This is a genomic window from Nonomuraea sp. NPDC049028 (assembly GCF_043197735.1).
In the GTDB taxonomy this organism is placed as follows: domain Bacteria; phylum Actinomycetota; class Actinomycetes; order Streptosporangiales; family Streptosporangiaceae; genus Nonomuraea.
In genome coordinates, this window is record NZ_JBICTR010000003.1 from 668,760 (window position 1) to 684,843 (window position 16,084).

Annotated in this window: 19 protein-coding genes; 8 read left to right on the plus strand and 11 right to left on the minus strand. The window is 66.7% G+C overall.

The window, feature by feature from the left end:
* Positions 1 to 4 precede the first annotated feature (4 nt).
* The 3 genes from cimA to ACGFJ2_RS14095 all read right to left on the minus strand — a co-directional run bounded on the left by cimA (position 5) and on the right by ACGFJ2_RS14095 (position 3,206).
* Complete coding sequence (gene cimA, locus ACGFJ2_RS14085; protein WP_357950340.1) at positions 5 to 1,585, minus strand: citramalate synthase; 1,581 nt, start codon at positions 1,583 to 1,585, stop codon at positions 5 to 7.
* Between the two features lie 179 nt (positions 1,586 to 1,764).
* On the minus strand, positions 1,765 to 2,415 hold the full coding sequence (locus ACGFJ2_RS14090) for a thioredoxin domain-containing protein (protein ID WP_357950337.1): 651 nt from the start codon (positions 2,413 to 2,415) through the stop codon (positions 1,765 to 1,767).
* A gap of 62 nt (positions 2,416 to 2,477) precedes the next feature.
* Positions 2,478 to 3,206: a TetR/AcrR family transcriptional regulator gene (locus ACGFJ2_RS14095; protein ID WP_393467967.1), complete on the minus strand. Its 729-nt coding sequence runs from the start codon at positions 3,204 to 3,206 to the stop codon at positions 2,478 to 2,480.
* A gap of 123 nt (positions 3,207 to 3,329) precedes the next feature.
* Here ACGFJ2_RS14095 and ACGFJ2_RS14100 point away from each other — a divergent pair, with 123 nt between their 5' ends.
* A complete protein-coding gene (locus ACGFJ2_RS14100) occupies positions 3,330 to 3,974 on the plus strand; it encodes an O-methyltransferase (protein ID WP_357950331.1) in 645 nt (214 codons plus the stop codon).
* A gap of 63 nt (positions 3,975 to 4,037) precedes the next feature.
* On the opposite strand, the gene ACGFJ2_RS14105 is transcribed toward ACGFJ2_RS14100, so the two are convergent.
* Entirely contained in the window at positions 4,038 to 4,925 is an 888-nt protein-coding gene (locus tag ACGFJ2_RS14105) for an erythromycin esterase family protein (protein WP_357950328.1), read from the minus strand.
* Positions 4,926 to 4,976: 51 nt separating this feature from the next.
* On the opposite strand from ACGFJ2_RS14105, the gene soxR reads away from it, so the two are divergent.
* Complete coding sequence (gene soxR, locus ACGFJ2_RS14110; RefSeq protein ID WP_393467971.1) at positions 4,977 to 5,426, plus strand: redox-sensitive transcriptional activator SoxR; 450 nt, start codon at positions 4,977 to 4,979, stop codon at positions 5,424 to 5,426.
* A 109-nt stretch (positions 5,427 to 5,535) separates the two neighbouring features.
* Here soxR and ACGFJ2_RS14115 read toward each other — a convergent pair whose 3' ends face one another.
* Positions 5,536 to 6,099 carry a PadR family transcriptional regulator gene (locus ACGFJ2_RS14115; RefSeq protein WP_357950322.1) on the minus strand — a complete coding sequence of 188 codons (564 nt, stop codon included), beginning with the start codon at positions 6,097 to 6,099 and terminating at the stop codon, positions 5,536 to 5,538.
* 144 nt (positions 6,100 to 6,243) lie between these two features.
* Here ACGFJ2_RS14115 and ACGFJ2_RS14120 point away from each other — a divergent pair, with 144 nt between their 5' ends.
* Entirely contained in the window at positions 6,244 to 6,636 is a 393-nt protein-coding gene (locus tag ACGFJ2_RS14120) for a nuclear transport factor 2 family protein (RefSeq protein ID WP_393467974.1), read from the plus strand.
* Positions 6,637 to 6,948: 312 nt separating this feature from the next.
* Here ACGFJ2_RS14120 and ACGFJ2_RS14125 read toward each other — a convergent pair whose 3' ends face one another.
* Positions 6,949 to 8,172, minus strand: a complete 1,224-nt coding sequence (locus tag ACGFJ2_RS14125) for a helix-turn-helix domain-containing protein (protein WP_393467976.1) — start codon at positions 8,170 to 8,172, stop codon at positions 6,949 to 6,951.
* A gap of 197 nt (positions 8,173 to 8,369) precedes the next feature.
* Here ACGFJ2_RS14125 and ACGFJ2_RS14130 point away from each other — a divergent pair, with 197 nt between their 5' ends.
* A complete protein-coding gene (locus tag ACGFJ2_RS14130; RefSeq protein WP_393467979.1) occupies positions 8,370 to 9,584 on the plus strand; it encodes an FAD-dependent monooxygenase in 1,215 nt (404 codons plus the stop codon).
* On the opposite strand, the gene ACGFJ2_RS14135 is transcribed toward ACGFJ2_RS14130, so the two are convergent.
* On the minus strand, positions 9,565 to 9,930 hold the full coding sequence (locus tag ACGFJ2_RS14135) for a VOC family protein (RefSeq protein ID WP_358178428.1): 366 nt from the start codon (positions 9,928 to 9,930) through the stop codon (positions 9,565 to 9,567). The genes ACGFJ2_RS14130 and ACGFJ2_RS14135 overlap by 20 nt on opposite strands.
* A gap of 141 nt (positions 9,931 to 10,071) precedes the next feature.
* Between ACGFJ2_RS14135 and ACGFJ2_RS14140 the strand changes: the two genes are divergently transcribed.
* On the plus strand, positions 10,072 to 10,539 hold the full coding sequence (locus tag ACGFJ2_RS14140) for a cupin domain-containing protein (protein WP_393467982.1): 468 nt from the start codon (positions 10,072 to 10,074) through the stop codon (positions 10,537 to 10,539).
* A gap of 98 nt (positions 10,540 to 10,637) precedes the next feature.
* Here the strand turns inward: ACGFJ2_RS14140 and ACGFJ2_RS14145 are convergent, their stop codons facing one another.
* Both ACGFJ2_RS14145 and ACGFJ2_RS14150 read right to left on the minus strand, forming a co-directional pair.
* The gene (locus ACGFJ2_RS14145) at positions 10,638 to 11,891 is read right to left on the minus strand and encodes an ATP-binding protein (RefSeq protein ID WP_393467985.1); all 1,254 of its coding nucleotides are present in this window, start codon (positions 11,889 to 11,891) and stop codon (positions 10,638 to 10,640) included.
* Between the two features lie 289 nt (positions 11,892 to 12,180).
* Positions 12,181 to 12,807, minus strand: coding sequence for a Uma2 family endonuclease (locus ACGFJ2_RS14150; protein WP_393467988.1), 627 nt, complete (start codon positions 12,805 to 12,807; stop codon positions 12,181 to 12,183).
* Positions 12,808 to 12,866: 59 nt separating this feature from the next.
* Here ACGFJ2_RS14150 and ACGFJ2_RS14155 point away from each other — a divergent pair, with 59 nt between their 5' ends.
* The 3 genes from ACGFJ2_RS14155 to ACGFJ2_RS14165 all read left to right on the plus strand — a co-directional run bounded on the left by ACGFJ2_RS14155 (position 12,867) and on the right by ACGFJ2_RS14165 (position 14,539).
* Complete coding sequence (locus ACGFJ2_RS14155) at positions 12,867 to 13,445, plus strand: helix-turn-helix domain-containing protein (RefSeq protein ID WP_393467991.1); 579 nt, start codon at positions 12,867 to 12,869, stop codon at positions 13,443 to 13,445.
* Between the two features lie 39 nt (positions 13,446 to 13,484).
* Positions 13,485 to 14,036, plus strand: a complete 552-nt coding sequence (locus tag ACGFJ2_RS14160) for a hypothetical protein (RefSeq protein ID WP_393467994.1) — start codon at positions 13,485 to 13,487, stop codon at positions 14,034 to 14,036.
* A gap of 107 nt (positions 14,037 to 14,143) precedes the next feature.
* Positions 14,144 to 14,539, plus strand: coding sequence for a VOC family protein (locus tag ACGFJ2_RS14165; RefSeq protein WP_393467997.1), 396 nt, complete (start codon positions 14,144 to 14,146; stop codon positions 14,537 to 14,539).
* Between the two features lie 327 nt (positions 14,540 to 14,866).
* Here the strand turns inward: ACGFJ2_RS14165 and ACGFJ2_RS14170 are convergent, their stop codons facing one another.
* Together ACGFJ2_RS14170 and ACGFJ2_RS14175 are read right to left on the minus strand one after the other, a co-directional pair.
* Entirely contained in the window at positions 14,867 to 15,631 is a 765-nt protein-coding gene (locus ACGFJ2_RS14170) for a GNAT family N-acetyltransferase (RefSeq protein ID WP_393467999.1), read from the minus strand.
* Positions 15,628 to 15,768 (minus strand): hypothetical protein, encoded by a 141-nt coding sequence (locus ACGFJ2_RS14175; RefSeq protein WP_393468002.1) that lies wholly within the window; start codon positions 15,766 to 15,768, stop codon positions 15,628 to 15,630. The genes ACGFJ2_RS14170 and ACGFJ2_RS14175 overlap by 4 nt, the downstream gene beginning before the upstream one ends.
* Between the last annotated feature and the right edge of the window lie 316 nt (positions 15,769 to 16,084).

Sequence of the window (16,084 nt, forward strand, 5' to 3'; positions counted from 1 at the left end):
CGCCTTACGAGCCGGCTTCGTGGCCCGCGCGGAGCAGGCCGTACGTCACCGCCTGCTCCAGCGCCTGCCAGGAGGCGTCGATGATGTTCTCGGCGACGCCGACCGTGGACCACTCGGCCGTGTCGTCGCTGGAGGTGATGAGCACGCGGGTTATGGCGTCGGAGCCGTGGGTGCCCTCGAGTATGCGCACCTTGAAGTCGATGAGCTCCAGCCTGGCCAGCTCGGGGTAGAGCTTCTCCAGCGCCAGGCGTACCGCCCGGTCGAGCGCGTTGACCGGGCCGTTGCCCTCGCCGGTGGCGACGATGCGCTCGCCCTTGGCGTGCAGCTTGACCGTGGCCTCGCTGACCAGTTCGCCACCCTTGGTGCGCTCGACGATCACCCGCCACGACTCGACCTCGAAGTGGCGCTTGCGCTGTCCGTGGACGGTGTCGCGCAGCAGCAGCTCGAAGGAGGCGTCGGCGGCCTCGAAGGTGAAGCCCCTGGACTCCATGTCCTTCACCCGCTCGACCAGCGCCTTGGTGGCCTCGGGGGTGAGTTCGTAGCCCAGCTCGCGGCCCTTGAGCTCGACCGAGGCGCGGCCGGCCATGTCGGAGACCAGCATGCGCATGTCGTTGCCGACCTGGGCGGGGTCGATGTGCTGGTAGAGGTTCGGATCGACCTTGATGGCGCTGGCGTGCAGCCCGGCCTTGTGCGCGAACGCCGACATGCCGACATAGGGCGCGTGGGAGTTGGGCGTGACGTTGGTGACCTCGGTGATCGCGTGGGCGATGCGCGTCATGTCGGCGAGCGACTCCTGCGGCACCAGGTCGAAGCCCCGCTTGAGCTGGAGGTTCGCGACCACGGTGAACAGGTTGGCGTTGCCGGACCGCTCGCCGTAGCCGTTGGCGCAGCCCTGCACGTGCGTGGCGCCGGCCTTGACGGCGGCGAGCGTGTTGGCGACCGCGCAGCCGGTGTCGTCGTGGCAGTGGATGCCGACACGGGCGCTGGTCTGGACGGCGGCGTGGACGATGTCCGCCAGCTCGTCGGGAAGCATGCCGCCGTTGGTGTCGCACAGAGCGATGACGTCGGCCCCCGCCTCGGCCGCCGTGCGCAGGACCTCGAGCGCGTAGGCTGGGTTGGACTTGTAGCCGTCGAAGAAGTGCTCGGCATCGAGGAAGACTCGCTGTCCCCCCGCACGAAGGTGGGAGACCGTATCGCGGATCATCGCGAGGTTCTCCTGGAGAGTCGTGCGGAGGGCCAGCTCCACGTGCCGGTCGTGGCTCTTGGCGACAAGGGTCACGACCGGCGCGCCGGATTCGCGCAAGGCGGCCACCAACGGGTCGTCGGCTGCCTTCACACCTGCTCGGCGGGTCGCACCGAACGCGGCGAGCTGCGCGTGCTTCAGGTCGAGCTCTGTTTGAGCGCGCCTGAAGAACTCTGTGTCCTTGGGGTTGGCGCCGGGCCAGCCCCCTTCGATGAAGCCGACACCCAGGCCGTCCAGCTGCCGCGCGACGGCGAGTTTGTCGGCGACGGTGAGGGTGAGGCCCTCCTGCTGGGCGCCATCACGCAGCGTCGTGTCATAGACGTGAAAGCGGTCGTCGGCCATGGTGTCGTCTCCCTGGAAAACAAAAAGACCCCTCACGGACGTGAGAGGTCTGCGCGCTGGCGGTGTCCCTTTGTCAGCCAGCGCGCCTGCTGATAATGAGCAGACCGTAGAACATGGTGCTTGTGAGTCTGCCACACCTATCCACTGGTCGGCACATCGATCTCAATCCTTGGGACGTGTCAGACGGTGATGCCTGTTCCGCCGGTGATGGCCCGCTCCAGGGTGACCGGGTCGAACGCCTCGTTGCCCAGCACCTCGCCGTCGAGGAGCAGCGTCGGTGTCCCGTCGATCCCCGCCTTCGCGCTCTCCTGCAGGTGCGCGTCGGCGTACGACTGCGAGATCACGCACTGGTCGACGTCCGCGCCGACCTTCCTGGCCGCCTTGGCCAGCTCCTGTACGTCGAAGCCCGAGGCCAGTCCGTGTGGCGAGGGCTGCATGGCGTACAGCTCCTCCCTGAACGCCAGCCAGCTCTCCTCGGGCACGCAGCGGGCAGCGGCGGCGGCGCGGACGGAGTTGGAGCGCATGGGCTCGTCCTCGAAGACCGTCACCGGATGGAAGACGACCTTGACCTTGCCCTCCTTGGCCAGCCGCTCGATCGTCGCGTTGACCCTGGTGTGCAGTTCCTTGCAGACGGGACAGTCGAAGTCCTCGTAGAGGTCGAGCACAGGGGCGTCGCCGCCCCTGTCCGCGAGCACCATGGAACCGTCGGGTTGCCGGGTGAGTCGCACTCCCTGCGCCGCCGACGTGCCGGGCTCGGAGAACGCCACGACAGTCAGCAGCACGACGAGCGCCACGCCCACGGCCACGACAGCCGTCACCCTTTTGTTCATTTTGCCCGCCCTTAGCTCATTGATCGCCGAGACCTTACCCGAAGAGCAAGGGCGGGCGTCTGTCAGCCTCCAGCCGCGCCGTTGTGGTGTCCGTTGCCGTTGCCGTTGCCGTTGTGGTGTCCGTTGCCGTTCCCGTACGCGCGCATGAACGTCCGGACCCCGGCGGCAATGGAGGCGTCGAGCTCGTCGTCTCGCATCGACGCGTCGCCGATGGTCCAGCCGACCTGGGCGTCATACGTGATCAACGCCAGGAAGTCGCGCGCCGCCTGATCGGGGTCGGCCAGGGAGAGCTTCCCGGCCAGCGCCAGCCTGGCGAACCTGGCGGCCAGGGACCCCGCGAGCTGGCCCTGACCACGCTGCCGCCACTGCCTGGCGATGTCGGGACGCCGAGATCCCTCTGCCTGGACGAGTGTGCGCAAGGCGCGCGCCCGCTCGTCCATGAGACATTCACGCATGAGAGCACCGGCGAACGCCGTCAGCTCCACCATGAGGTTCGCCGGTCGATCGGGAAAAGTCTCGATCATGGCGAATTGCTGGGCATTGACCCGATCGAAGTTCTCGTCGATCAGGGACTCGAACAAGCGCTGCTTGTCGCCCAGATGGTTGTAGATGGTCTGTTTGGATACCGCCGCTTCAGCGGCGATGGTTTCGATGCTCGCGCCTGAGTAACCGTCGCGCACGAACACCCTCATTGCAGCGGTCATGATCGCTTCTCGTTTGGCGATACGCCCGCGCGGAGCAGCCTTTCCGGTCGCCCCTAGGCCCCTCGCCGAGGTCGCCGTTTCACCCACCCCGTAAGAGTACCCGTTTGACATATCGGACGTTTTATGTCTTTAGGGATCGGGGATTATGACTTTCCCCATTGTGCCCGGCTAGTGGCCGGAGCTGGTCCCATGCCCATTAAGAATAGAATCATGAAAGCAGAATTTCTCGACCCCGCCGTGGCCCAGTACATCCTCGACCGTTCCACCCCGCCCGACCCCCTGCTGGAGGAGCTCGCCGCCGAGACGATCGCGGCGACAGGCGACAGCGCGGGCATGCAGATCACGCCCGATCAGGGCACGTTCCTCACGATGATCACCCAGCTCACCCGGCCGGAGGTGGCGGTCGAGGTGGGCACGTTCACCGGCTACTCGTCGCTCTGCATCGCCAGGGGCCTGTCCGGCGGCACCCTGCACTGCTTCGACGTCAGCGACGAGTGGACGTCCATCGCCCGCCGCTACTGGGAGAAGGCCGGCGTGACCGACCGCGTCACCCTGACCCTGGGCCCGGCGCGCGAGACGCTCGCCGCCTTCCAGGGGCCCATCGACCTGGCCTTTCTCGATGCCGACAAGCCCAATTACCCGGCGTACTACGAGCTGCTGATCGACCGGCTGCGGCCGGGCGGCCTGCTCATGGTGGACAACACACTGTGGAGCGGCCGGGTGGCCGACCCGGCCGTCACGGATGAGCGGACCGCGCAGATGCGTGAGTTCAACGACCTCGTGCGGGAGGATCCCCGGGTCACCGTGGTCGTCCTGCCGATCGCCGACGGGCTCACCATGGTGCGCCGCCACTAGACCCCGTCAGACTACGCTTCAGCCGCCTGCCGCCCGGCGACCCGCGGCTCGCAGACCAGCCGCCTACAGCTCGCGGACGGGCGTCACCCGCTCATGGTGGACGACTGCGTCGAACCATCCGCCGAACGAGCCTCCGGACAGGTGGTAGGCGGCGTCGTCCGCCGGGTCGTAGCGGGGCCCGATGAGCCGCGTCCTGGCCGGCGCGTCGAGCCAGGCCCGTACGGCGGCCGGGGCTTCGACGCGCAGGTCCAGCAGGAAGTCGTCGAGATCGGCGGCGCTCAGGGCCGTCTCGGCGAAGTCCGGAGGCGGGGCGGGCACCTCGAACGGCAACGTGCCGTGTCCGAAGGTCAGCCCGATCGACAGGTATCCGGTTCCGAAGCGCTCGCGCAGATGCCCGCCCACGTTGCCGGGGCTCATGCTGGTGTGCGCGAGGCCGCCCCAGTAGACGATCTTGTCTCCGGTGCGCTCGTGCCACCAGATCGTGTCCTCGGCCATCCTTTGCTCGATGGCCTTCATACCGACGGCCGGCCCGGCTTGGGGCCGCACGCCGGCGAACCGTACCGGATCATCAGGATGGTCCTCGTTGTAGGCCCGCATCCAGTGGACCAGGTCGAGGATCTCCCCGGTCCGCCAGAAGGCCCGCGCACCGGCCAGCGACGCGCGCGGGTCGCCTTTCCCCGTACGGACGTAATCGTCGAGCCCGACGCGGGCCGGGTCGTCCCCCTCCAGCGCGAGCGAGCGGAACCCCAGCTCCTCGACCAGGAACCGCACCATCCGATGCGCGGAGACCGACAGCTCATGGGCCTGACGGGTCGAAGCGCCGAGGGCGACGACCGTGGCATCACGCACGATGTCCCGCAATGGCCGTAGATCAGGGAGCGGGTCTCGTGGATCGAGCGGGTGGGCGTGACGGTTGATCCAGACCGCCGTCGCATCGGCAATATCAGTCATGAGAGCAGGCTCGTACTTAAACCAATGTTTAAGTCAAGCTAGGCTCGGGGCATGCCCAAAGCGATCGCCAAGGAACTGACCATCGGTGAGCTGTCCGAGCGCAGCGGCGTACCCGCGTCCGCGCTGCGCTTCTACGAACGGCAGGGGCTCATCGACAGCCGCCGGACCACTGGCAACCAGCGTCGCTATCACCGCACCACGCTGCGGCGGGTGGCGTTCATCCGCGCGTCCCAGAGTGTTGGCATACCGCTGTCGGTGATCGGGAGCGTGCTGGCCTTCCTGCCGGAGGGCGTACCGCCGACGCGGGAGTTCTGGGTCAGGGCGTCGGAGTGCTGGAGCGAGGAGATCAACGCCCGGATCGAGCGGATGGAACGGATGCGGGACCGGTTCACGGAGTGCATCGGGTGCGGGTGCCTGTCGTTCGAGCAGTGCGTATTGGTCAATCCGGGCGACACACTCGCCCAGCAGGGCCCGGGCCCGCGCCGCCTGCTGGAGCCCTGATCAAGCCCCTGATGGGAGGCCAAGCTCGGCCGACCAGCCGGGCCAAGCTGAACAGATGCCTCAATTCCCCCACGGACGCACCTAATCCACGGGGCCGCGTTCGGGGGCTTCAGGTGGTGGCGGTCGAGCGCCGCTTCAGTACGGCCAGGGCCCACTCGCCCCACTGGTGGTTCTCGCGTTCGAAGGCCAAGCCGCGCATCAGGGTCAGGTAGGGGCCGATGTGGTCGGTTTGAGCCAGGTACTCCTCCTCGCTGCGGCCGTTCAGCAACCGGGCGCGTAGCCGTTCGTATCGAGCGATCTTGGCTTGAGCCCAGACCATGCGTTCCTCCACAGCGGCGCGCACGGCCTCGGAGTCGCCGGCGTCCACCGCCTGAACCTTCACCATCAACTCGTCGCGGATCGCGCCCGGACGCGGCGGTGCGGCGGTGAAATCGCGCAGCGCTTGGCGTCCGACTTCGGTCAGGGAGAACAGCCGCTTGTTGGGGCGGCGTTCCTGCTCGACGACGCGCGCCTGGACCAGGCCCTCGGCCCGCATCCTGTCCAGCTCCCGGTACAGCTGCTGGGGCGTGGCCATCCAGAAGTTGGCCACCGACGCGTCGAACCCCTTGGCCAGGTCGTATCCGGACGCTTCGCCCTCCAGGAGCGCGGCCATCACCGCGTGGCGCAACGACATCTGCCAACGATATCGCCGGGTTGATTAACCGTCCCGTTTCCTAGTCAACGATGTGACTATCGACACTCGCCTATCCCCTGGACGGCACTCCACGTCGGAGTTACTGTCAACGGCGTATAGTCAACAAATTGAGTAGGGGTAGGCGTGCATCCGTTCCGTAAGGCCGTCGAGGCCCACGACATGGCGGCGATCGAGGCGCTACTCGCCGAGAACGTCGTGTTCACCAGCCCGGTCGCGTACCAGCCCTATCCGGGCAGGGCGCTCACGGCGGCGATCATCCGTGGCGTCTCGAGGGTGTTCGAGGACTTCCACTACGTCCGGGAGATCGCCAACGCGGACGGCCATGACCTCGCGTTGGAGTTCAAGGCGAAGGTGAACGGCAAGCAGGTCCACGGCTGCGACTTTCTGCACATGGACGACAACGGCCTCATCGACGACTTAACGGTCATGGTGCGGCCGCTGTCAGGAGCCAACGCGCTGGCCGAGGCGATGGGCGCGCAGTTCGAGCAGATCAAGCAAGAGGCGTTGGGCGCGTGACCGGCTTCGATGCGACCGTCATCACGGAGCAGGCGACACGGGACTGACCGCACGTCACACACCCGGCCCATCGACACCGGACGCTCCCGGAACTTTCCCTTGACGCGGGCCGCTCCGGCGTTGAGCACAGCCGCGTCGACACCTGAGACGTGGCGGGAGATCTGCGCCACGGCACGCATCGCCCGCTGAGCCCGCTTCGCCTCAATCCTGGGAGTAGGGCGGATGTGACGGTAAGTGCTGATGGACTGTTGTGCAAGCCTACGCTGCTCTGTTGGTGCTCCTCCTCGTGACGGCCCACGTGGCGGGTTCCCGTTACTGGTTCTCGCCGCCGGTTCGAGCCAGTGATTCGGCGGCGTGGCGCCAGATCTCCGCGGCAAGGTCGAAGTTGGCGCGCTCCTGCGCCTGCTCGGCCAGCGCTCGAAGGCCCCGCATGCCTTCGTCCTGCTTCCCGTCCAGCAGCAGGAGCTGGTTGCGCAGTACGTCCAAGCGGATCTGCTCCTGGTAGGCCAGGTGGTCGTGCGCGTCGGCGAGCTGGTCGAGCAGGGCGCGGGCTTCGTCGGTGTGCCCGGTGTGGAAGGCCAGTCGGGCGCGTAGCGCGAGTAGTTCCTGCTCGACCGTGGGCGTGCCGGCGAACGGCAGGCACGCCTCGACCTCCTCGATACGGCGCCGCGCGGGCTCGGTCTCGGGCGGGGTGAAATTGAGGTGGAGGCGGGCCGCGACGATGCGCAGCCGTACCCACATGGCCGGGTCGAGGCGGCCTTGGAGTTGCTCCAGTGCGTCATTGACCAGCTTCAGCGCGACCTGGGGCTCGCCCTGTCGGAGCCGGACGCCGGCCACGGTCCACGCAGCCTCCGCCAGGAGCCTGCCGGCGGGCAAGCCCGCGACCAGGGTGAGCAGTTCGTCGGCGTGCTGTCGAGCCTCGGCCATCCGGCCCGCCTCGGCCAGCGAGGACACCAGCGCCAAGAGGGTGTCGGCCACGATATGCGGTGGCAGGCCCTCGTCGACCGCCAGGCGGTAGGCGCCGATCGCGGCCTCGACCGCGGCCGGCACCTGGCCCGCCCCGCGTTGCGCGCGCGCCAGCCGCGCCCCGGCTCGGGCGCGCAGCTCGGGCAGGTCGAGCTCGTCGGCGAGCGCCACCAGCTCGTCCAGGCAGGTGCGCTCCTCGGTGGGCTCATTGTTGAGACGTCGCCATTCGGCGACTTGCCAGAGCGCTTGCCAACGCAGCAGGGGGTCCTCGCCGCCCGCCGTACGCAGAGCTCGGGCCAGCAGCTCGCCCGCCTCGTCCACGTCGAGTCCGACGGTGGTGGCCAGGCTGCGCGCCAGCGACCAGGCCGGCGGTTCGGCCAGGTCTTGGGGAGCGACGCCCAGCTGGCGGGCCAGGTGGGTCACGGCCTCATCGGTGGGGGGCCGGGCCCCGGACTCCAGGCGGGAGAGGTAGCCGGTGGACATGCCCTCGCCCGCGAGCTCAGCCTGGGTCAGGCCGCGTTCGGTCCTCAGCTGTTTGAGCCGTCGGCCGAAGGCTGGCTGCGTCAACATCTGCCTGTCGTCTCCTTGCCAGGTCGAAGCGCCGGGCCGACCGGCCCTCTGCCGCAGTTCATGTTAGCCACGTGACATACACCTGGCAAATCCTTGCCAAAGCTTCTAGCAGGGTCGAGTAGGCCAGTCAGAGCATGACGGCAACTTAATTGGAAAGCTATTGCCAAGTGTCTGGCAAGGCTGTTACGGTTCTTGGCATGACGAACTCACGGCGACTCGCCAACCGCAACGTCCTGATCTCCGGCGCCAGCGTGGCCGGCCCCGCTCTGGCCTACTGGCTGCGCCGCTACGGATTCACCCCTACCGTGGTCGAACTGGCGCCCGAGGTGCGCGAGGGCGGCTACAAGGTCGACCTGCGCGGCGTGGCCATGCAGGTCGTCGAGCGGATGGGCATGCTGGAGGCCGTACGACGGGCAAGTACCGCCATCCGCGGCGGCTCGTGGGTTGCCAAGAGCGGCAAGCCACTGGCCAACCTGGGCCCCGACCTCATCGGCATGCGCGCTCCCGGCGACGACGAGGTGATGCGCGGCGACCTCGCCCGGCTCCTCTACGACGCGACACGTGACAGCTGCGAATACCTGTTCGGCGACACCATCACCTCGCTCCGCGAAGGCCCCGACGGAGTCGACGTCACCTTCCGACACGCCCCGCCACGCCGCTTCGACCTCGTCATCGGCGCCGACGGCCTGCACTCGACCGTGCGCCGCCTGGCCTTCGGTCCGGAGGAGCGCTACGTACACCCCCTCGGGATGCACGCGGCCGTCTTCACCGTCCCCAACCACCTCGGACTCGACCACTGGGAACTGCTCTATCCGACGCCCGGCAAGGTGGTGAACGTCTACGCCACCCGGCCCGACACCGCGAAGGCGCAGTTCGTCTTCCCGAGCCCCGCTGTCCTGCCCGGCCGCTCCGACAGGGCCGCTCAGCAGCGCGTACTGACCGAGGCATTCGCCGGCGTCGGTTGGGAGAGTGACACGCTGCTACGAGCGATGCCGCATTCGCCGGACTTCTACTTCACGCCGGTCAGCCAGGTTCGCATGGACGACTGGTCTACCGGCCGGACCGCCCTGGTCGGCGACGCCGCCTACAGCCCGTCCCCGTTGTCCGGGCAGGGCACCAGCCTCGCGCTGGTGGGTGCGTACGTGCTGGCCGGCGAACTGAGCGCGGCGGCAGGCGAGCATCGTGCGGCTTATGCCGGATATCGGGAAGCGATGCGCGAGTACGTGGATGTGAACGTGACGCTCGGCGCGAGCAACGCCGCGCAGATGGTCGCGGGCAGCCCGATGCAGATCAAGATGCAGACCACGATGATGCGGCTGGTCAACCGCCTGCCATGGAAGGATCTGGCGATGCGGCCGATCATGAAGCCGCTCAACGAGGCCGCCAACGCGCTTACGCTCGCGGCGTACTGAGGGTGTGGGCGGGTGCCTGCGCGAGCGACAGGCTGTTGCCGTCCGGGTCGAGGACTTCCACGTGGCGCACACCGTTGCCGTAGGTCTCCACGGGCTCGTGCTGGACGCCGTACGCGGCCAGCCGGGCCAGGATGTCATCGAGGTCGGTCACGCCGAACGTGATCATGGTGCCGCCCACCCGCGCGGCCCGCATGTGCCGGTCGTCGATGACGACCCACGCGTTCTCACCAACCTGCCACAGGAGTTCCTCGCCGATGATCTCGTCCGCCGGCCGCCCGAAGAACACCTCGAACCACTTCTGCGATGTCGCCAGGTCACGTACGCACACGACGCTGTACAAGTCCACCGAAGCCGCCCCTTCCCGTCGTCGTCCAGTCGTTGTTTCGAGAGTGAGACCACTCCCCCATCCGAAACTCATCGGCGACTCCGGTCTCTGCAGCGAGCGTCCTTGAAGGCCGCTCTGGTGCCGTCAGCCGATAATGCTGAGATGATCGATAAGCAGATGCCGGAGCCGCGCCCCATTCTGCGCCGCCCCGAGGACGGCGAGCTGATCGACGTGGCCGGCGTGGCGCACTTCTTCCGGTTGACGGGTGAGCACACGGGCGGCCGATTCGCGTTCGAGGAGTTCACCCTGTCGGGAGGCGTTATGGGGGCCCGCCCGCACGTACACCAAGAGCACGACGAATATTTCTACGTCCTGCGGGGCGACCTGACCCTGCACCACGGCGACGGGGAGGTGACGGTCGGCCCCGGACACCTGCTCGCCGCGCCGCGCGGAACCCCGCACGGCTTCCGCAACGCCGGCACCGAGCCGGTCCAGGCATTGTGCCTTTACACGCCGGCCGGGTACGAGGGCTACTTCCGCGAGGTGCACGCGGCCGTGGCGGGTGGCGCGGAGGTGACCGACGAGCTCTTGGCGGAGTTCCGGGCCCGCCACCATACGACTTCGTTCTAGCCGCTGCTGGGTACGTACTGCCGTGACGATCGACCAAACCCGCGCGAGATGTTGAGTGCTCGGCGCGGGGCACGGCGGGTGATCGCAGTCCGGAAGTGCTACCTGTCCCAGAGGGCGCTGAGAGGCAATGCCGTCAGCCGGTCTCCGAAGGAGAGCGACCTCACTCCTGTGTAGAAGACGAACCCGTGTACGAAATCTTCGCCGAGACTCTCGCGTAGAGCGACAAGACCCTTGAAATCATCCTGATTCACAGAGTCGGTGGCCTTGGCCTCCACACCGACAACCCGTCCATTGTTTCGTTCGAGTACAAGGTCCACCTCAGCGCCCTGGCTGACCCTCCAGTGATGGAGTCCGACGCGAAACGGCGCCCACGTGGCCTGCTTCGCGATCTCATTGACGATGAACGATTCAACAAGGGGGCCTCGCGCGGGCGAGACCCTGGCAGCCAGGCCGTCCGCGTCGACACCGATCAGATGAGCGGCGAGGCCGGTATCGGTGACGTGGAGCTTGGGACGACGAATCGACCGGGCCACCAGATTCCGCGACCACGCCGGAACCTGACGGATCAGGAAGACGGTTTCCAGCAAGCCGATGTAACGGGTGACCGTACTCCGATGGAGTTGGAGATCGTTGCCGACCTTGACCAAGTTCGGCTCTTGCGCCGTACTCGCCGCGGCGAGGTTGAGAAGTTGCCGGAGACTGCTCGGCTCATCGACTCTCGCCATCTCCCTGATGTCCGTGTCGATGACCGACCGGACGTAGGTCCGATACCACCTGTCCCGGGTGAACTCCGATCTCATCGCGACCGCCTCCGGATAGAAACCTCGGCAGATCAGTTCGAAGTAGTCCCTCCGGCTGTAGTCGCTGAGTGACGAAGAGCGCAACGCTCCAGGATCATTGAAGGCCGTCACAAGAAAGGACTCGCCCGTTCCGGCAAGCTCCTCCTGGGCAAAGGGCCAGACCTCAAGGATCCCCGCGCGGCCGGCAAGCGATTCGCTCAACGACGGCGTGGACAGAAACCTCGTGGAACCCGCCAGCAAGAACTGCCCCCGCTCAGCCTTCCGATCAACCTCCGCCTTGATCGCCAGGATCAGGTCGTCTCCGCCCCGCTGAATCTCGTCGATCATCATCGGACGCGACCCATCCGCGATGAAGACAGCCGGATCGGCCTGCGCGGCCGATCTCAACGGACCGTCATCCAGGGTGAGGTAGGTGCCCCCTCCCCCCTTGTTGAGTTGGTGAAGCAGGGTGGTCTTGCCTGACTGCCTCGGTCCGTTGACAATCACGATTCTGAAGGCGTCGAGGAACTCCTCGGCATGGCCGGTCACCCGGCGTGAGATCAACTCGGACATGGCAGCCCCTCCCTGCGACGATCGACACCAGCGTAAGGCCCAACCGACATTTGACGGTAAAAAAAACCGACAGACTGCAGAGAGCCAACCGACATTTGACAGGGAGAAAAACCGACAGACCACGGGCCACAGACCGACGTCTGAGGCGACGGATGTGACGCCGGCAGAGCGCCTGAGGGCCTGGTCGAGGCGCGAACGGCTGAGCGTACGTGATCGACGGCGAGGGCCACTTGTTCCGTGGATCACCCGCTCGGAAATCGAAGGCAAGCATCAGGGTTGGCGGCTTTGCTCAGAACCGCAGCGCTGACCAGCCGATCACGACAGGGATCGGGTTGCTGACAGTGGGAGCGCCACCCGCTTCGTCCTTTACGAACGTGCCGATGTGCTGGTAAAGCATGGCCGCCCTGTCCAGCCGATAGCGCTCGATGATCGACAGACCAGAGCGGTCAAGCCGGGCGATCCAGTAGTGCGGAATACCGGCCTTCGCGTACTCCCCGAGCTTGTCGGTCGTGTCCTGCGTCTCGGTCCCCAGAGAAACGATCTCCACGACCAGTAGTACGTGCTCGGCGCGGAGCTGTTCGTCCCGCTCGCGGTCCAGGCACCGATAAAGGGCGACATCGGGGCGCCGGTTGAGCAACGGCTGGTCTCCCAGGCGCAGATCCACACTGGTGTTCACGGTGACACACTCGTGGCCCTTGCTCATCGCCTCGCGAGCATGGCGTTCGAGCATGTTGGCCAGCCGCCGAGCGGCGGTCTGATGATCTGGCGTAGGTGTCGCGCAGTGGACCACGTAACCGTCGACGATCTCGATGGCTTTGGCGATCTCCTCCGGGAGCGCATCATACTCCTCGGCGGTGACCGGCGTGGGCTGAGGACGGATGTTGAGAAGCCAACTGTCATCCAGCAGAGCTGTCACTCGGCATCTCCTCGTCGCTGTCAGCCCACCGATCGGCGGCCCGTCTTTAGCATGGATTCATGGCCACGATAGGCGAACGCATTCGCAGCGTCCGGAAGCGCCGGGGCTTGACTCAGCAGGGCCTGGCCGACCTCGCCGGCATATCCGCCTCGCTTATCCGCAAACTGGAACAGGACGCGCGAAAAGACGTGCGGCTGGAGACGCTGCGCAAGGTCGCGGTGGCCCTCAAGGTGCCGACGACGTCACTCATGACCCGACTGGACGCCGAGTCGGCGCACGAAGAGACACTCGACCTGTGGGCGCCGGTACGGCGGGCACTCTACGGACTCGACGGTCAGCCCACAGAGGCGCCGACGCGAGAGGGCTTGGGCGACGCCTTGGAAGCGTCCATGCCGCTGTGGAAACAGGACCGCTACTCGCAGATCGCCGCCATGCTGCCCGTGATGCTCAGGGACGCGGACGCGCTGGTAGAAGTGGACCTGTCACAGCGTCACGTACGAGGCAGGCTGCTGCACCTCATCGGCTGGCTGATGACCCAGACACGCCAATTCGACGAGGCAGAGTTCGCGCTGTCCCGGGCCATGGACGACATGAACGACTCTCTGGACGCGGCGGCAACGATCAGCACGCATTGCTGACTTCTTCTGCGTCAGGGCCGCCTCGACGAAGCCCGCCAGATGGCGACGCGCTGGGCCGATGACGTGGAACCTCGCATCTCCCGCGCGACCCCGCACCAGCTGTCCGCCTGGGGCTGGCTGCTGCTGCGGGCCTCTGCCGCTGCCATCCGCGACAACCGGCCCGGGGAGGCGGACGACACGATCCGCCTCGCGCGCACCGCGGCCGTGGCCATGGGCCGTGACCTGACGCCGGGCGATGACTTCCTTCGCACCTTCGGGCCAGTGACTGTAGCGATGAAGCGGGTGGAGAACGCCATGATCGAGGACCGGCCGGACAAGGTCCTCCAGCTCTCCCAGACGATCCCCCTCACCGACCTGCGTCCCACCTCGAACAACCGGAACCGGCATCTCCTCGACGTGGCCGAGGCACACCGCCGGATGCATCGGCAGAGTGATGCCTTTGAGATCTTGCAGGGTGTTCGGCACGATGCCCCGGAGTGGATGACCAACCAGAGCTATGCCAGAGACATCCTGAAGGGAATCATCGGCAGACGGCGCTCTCTCACCGATGAAATGTGTGATCTCGCGGACTTTGTGCGACTTGAATACTGAGTTATGGCACCGCTCGTTTCACTTCCGCTGGAGGCCATCAGGAAGTGACACGAAATCGCACTTCCGAGTGCAAGATCGTGATGTGGCTGAGCTACGGTCGGTCGATCATGACCAATCTGCTCGGAATCAACCATCTGACACTGTCCACGACCGAACTCGATCGGCTCGTGGCGTACTACACGGAGTTGCTCGGAGCAACGCTCGCGTTCGAGCGCGCTGCAACCTCTGCTGATCCTCGGATCGCAGTCCTCGATGTCGGTGGGGCCGACCATCTGATGATCGTCGAAACCGCTACCGTCTCCGCCCTCGATCTTGATCCCCTGAACCGGGCGGGTTGGGGACTGCGCGTGGGCACATACACACAACTGTGTGAGCTTCGCGAACGGATTCTGGATGCCGGGCGGCCCGTCGGACAAATCGAGACACTGCCCACGCAATGGACGATGACGGCTCGCGATCCCGATGGACGTCCTGTGGATATACGGGCCCATCGCCCTCGATGATATTCCTCTGCAAACAAGGTCTTTCCGGCGGTGTTGGCCCCCTCGGGCCAGATCACGATCTTGCACTCAGAATCGAAGACACCCTCAAAGTGCTCGTGGGCATGGGCCCGTAGAGAGCTGGTCCGATCTCGTTGATGCAGCCCTGGTGTGATCATTGGGACAGTTGGTCGCGGAAGCTGTTGATGTCCTCGATTCCGAGGATGGCAGCCGGCTCGGCCTTTCTCCAGGCCCGCCAGGGCTGCGCGGCCAGGAGTTCCAGGACCTTGCCGCGCCGGTCGGGACTGGATAGGTCCGGGAGCGGCAGCGGGTCGCTCCAGCGGCTGATCTTCAGGTGTCCCTCTCTACCACGTAGTAGGTCTTGCGATGGAAGCCGGTCACCGTGGCTCCCTCCTCCATGAGGCCGCCCAGCACGTCGCGCACGGCGTGCCGCCACGCCTTGGCGGCGCCGGCGTCCACCGCGCGCAGCCGCTCGATGTCCTCGGGGACGGCGACGAGCACGACGCGCCCGTCGGCACGACCCTCGACCGGGCGGTCTCCGTCGTCGCCCAGCCCGACCACGGCGTCCTCCGGCACCGCCGGCAGGTACGGCACCCGCCGGACCGCTGCCTCGACCAGCGGATCGGTCAGCGGCCACACGGCCAGGATCCGGTCGGACTCGTCGTCCTGGTTGATGGCGTCGGCCATCACGCCGTAGAAGTTCGGCAGGTACTCCGCTGGCCGCGCGCCCAGCTTGGCCAGGTTGAAGTGCGCGTTGCGGCGGACCAGCGGGTCGTAGGTCCAGGTGATCCGGGAGATCCCGCGGTTCAGCGCCCACAGCCGCTGGTGCAGCTTCAGCTCGAAGCCGATGCCCTGTCCCGCTGCCGCGCCGGTGGTGTTCGAGTGCAGGGTCGAGTCCTGCCCGAAGAAGCCCACCGCCGCCCCGACCATCCGGTCGCCGTCGAAGGCGCCGGAGACGTAGTTGCCCGCGTGGGTCAGCGCCCGCATCAGCCCGGCGGTGAGCGGCGGCCGGGTGTCCGGCTCGAACCCCCAGATCCGCTCGAACAGCTCCTCGACCTGCTCGAACTCCTCGTTCGCATGGAGTTCCCTGATCACGGCCGAATCGTCCTGGTCGAGTAGTCGAACCCGGTGATCCCCGACACGTGTACGCGGCCGCCGTCGCCTACGGCCTTGGCGTACCCGATCTGTTCCCCGAAGGTCGATCCGCTGAGGATCGCGCGTCGCTCCGTCACCCGACGAACGCTAGGAGGACCAGGGGTGATACGTCCAATACGCGCTGATCGATGAGTTGATATCTGTAGACGTATGGACCGTCCCGAACTTCCCCGCCACGACTGCATGCCTTCGTCGTGGTGGCCGACGAACTCCACTTCGGCCACCACACCACTGGCGTCCAGCAGCAGGGCCAAGAGCAGCGCCCGCTGCCGGCCGGTCAGATGGACGCGGGCGAACGTCGCGGCATCGCGCAGCCGCCGCCGCGACAACTCAGGGCAGCCGCCTGCCACCGCCACCGCCACATCGGGCACTGGCTCTCGCACGCTGAAAGCA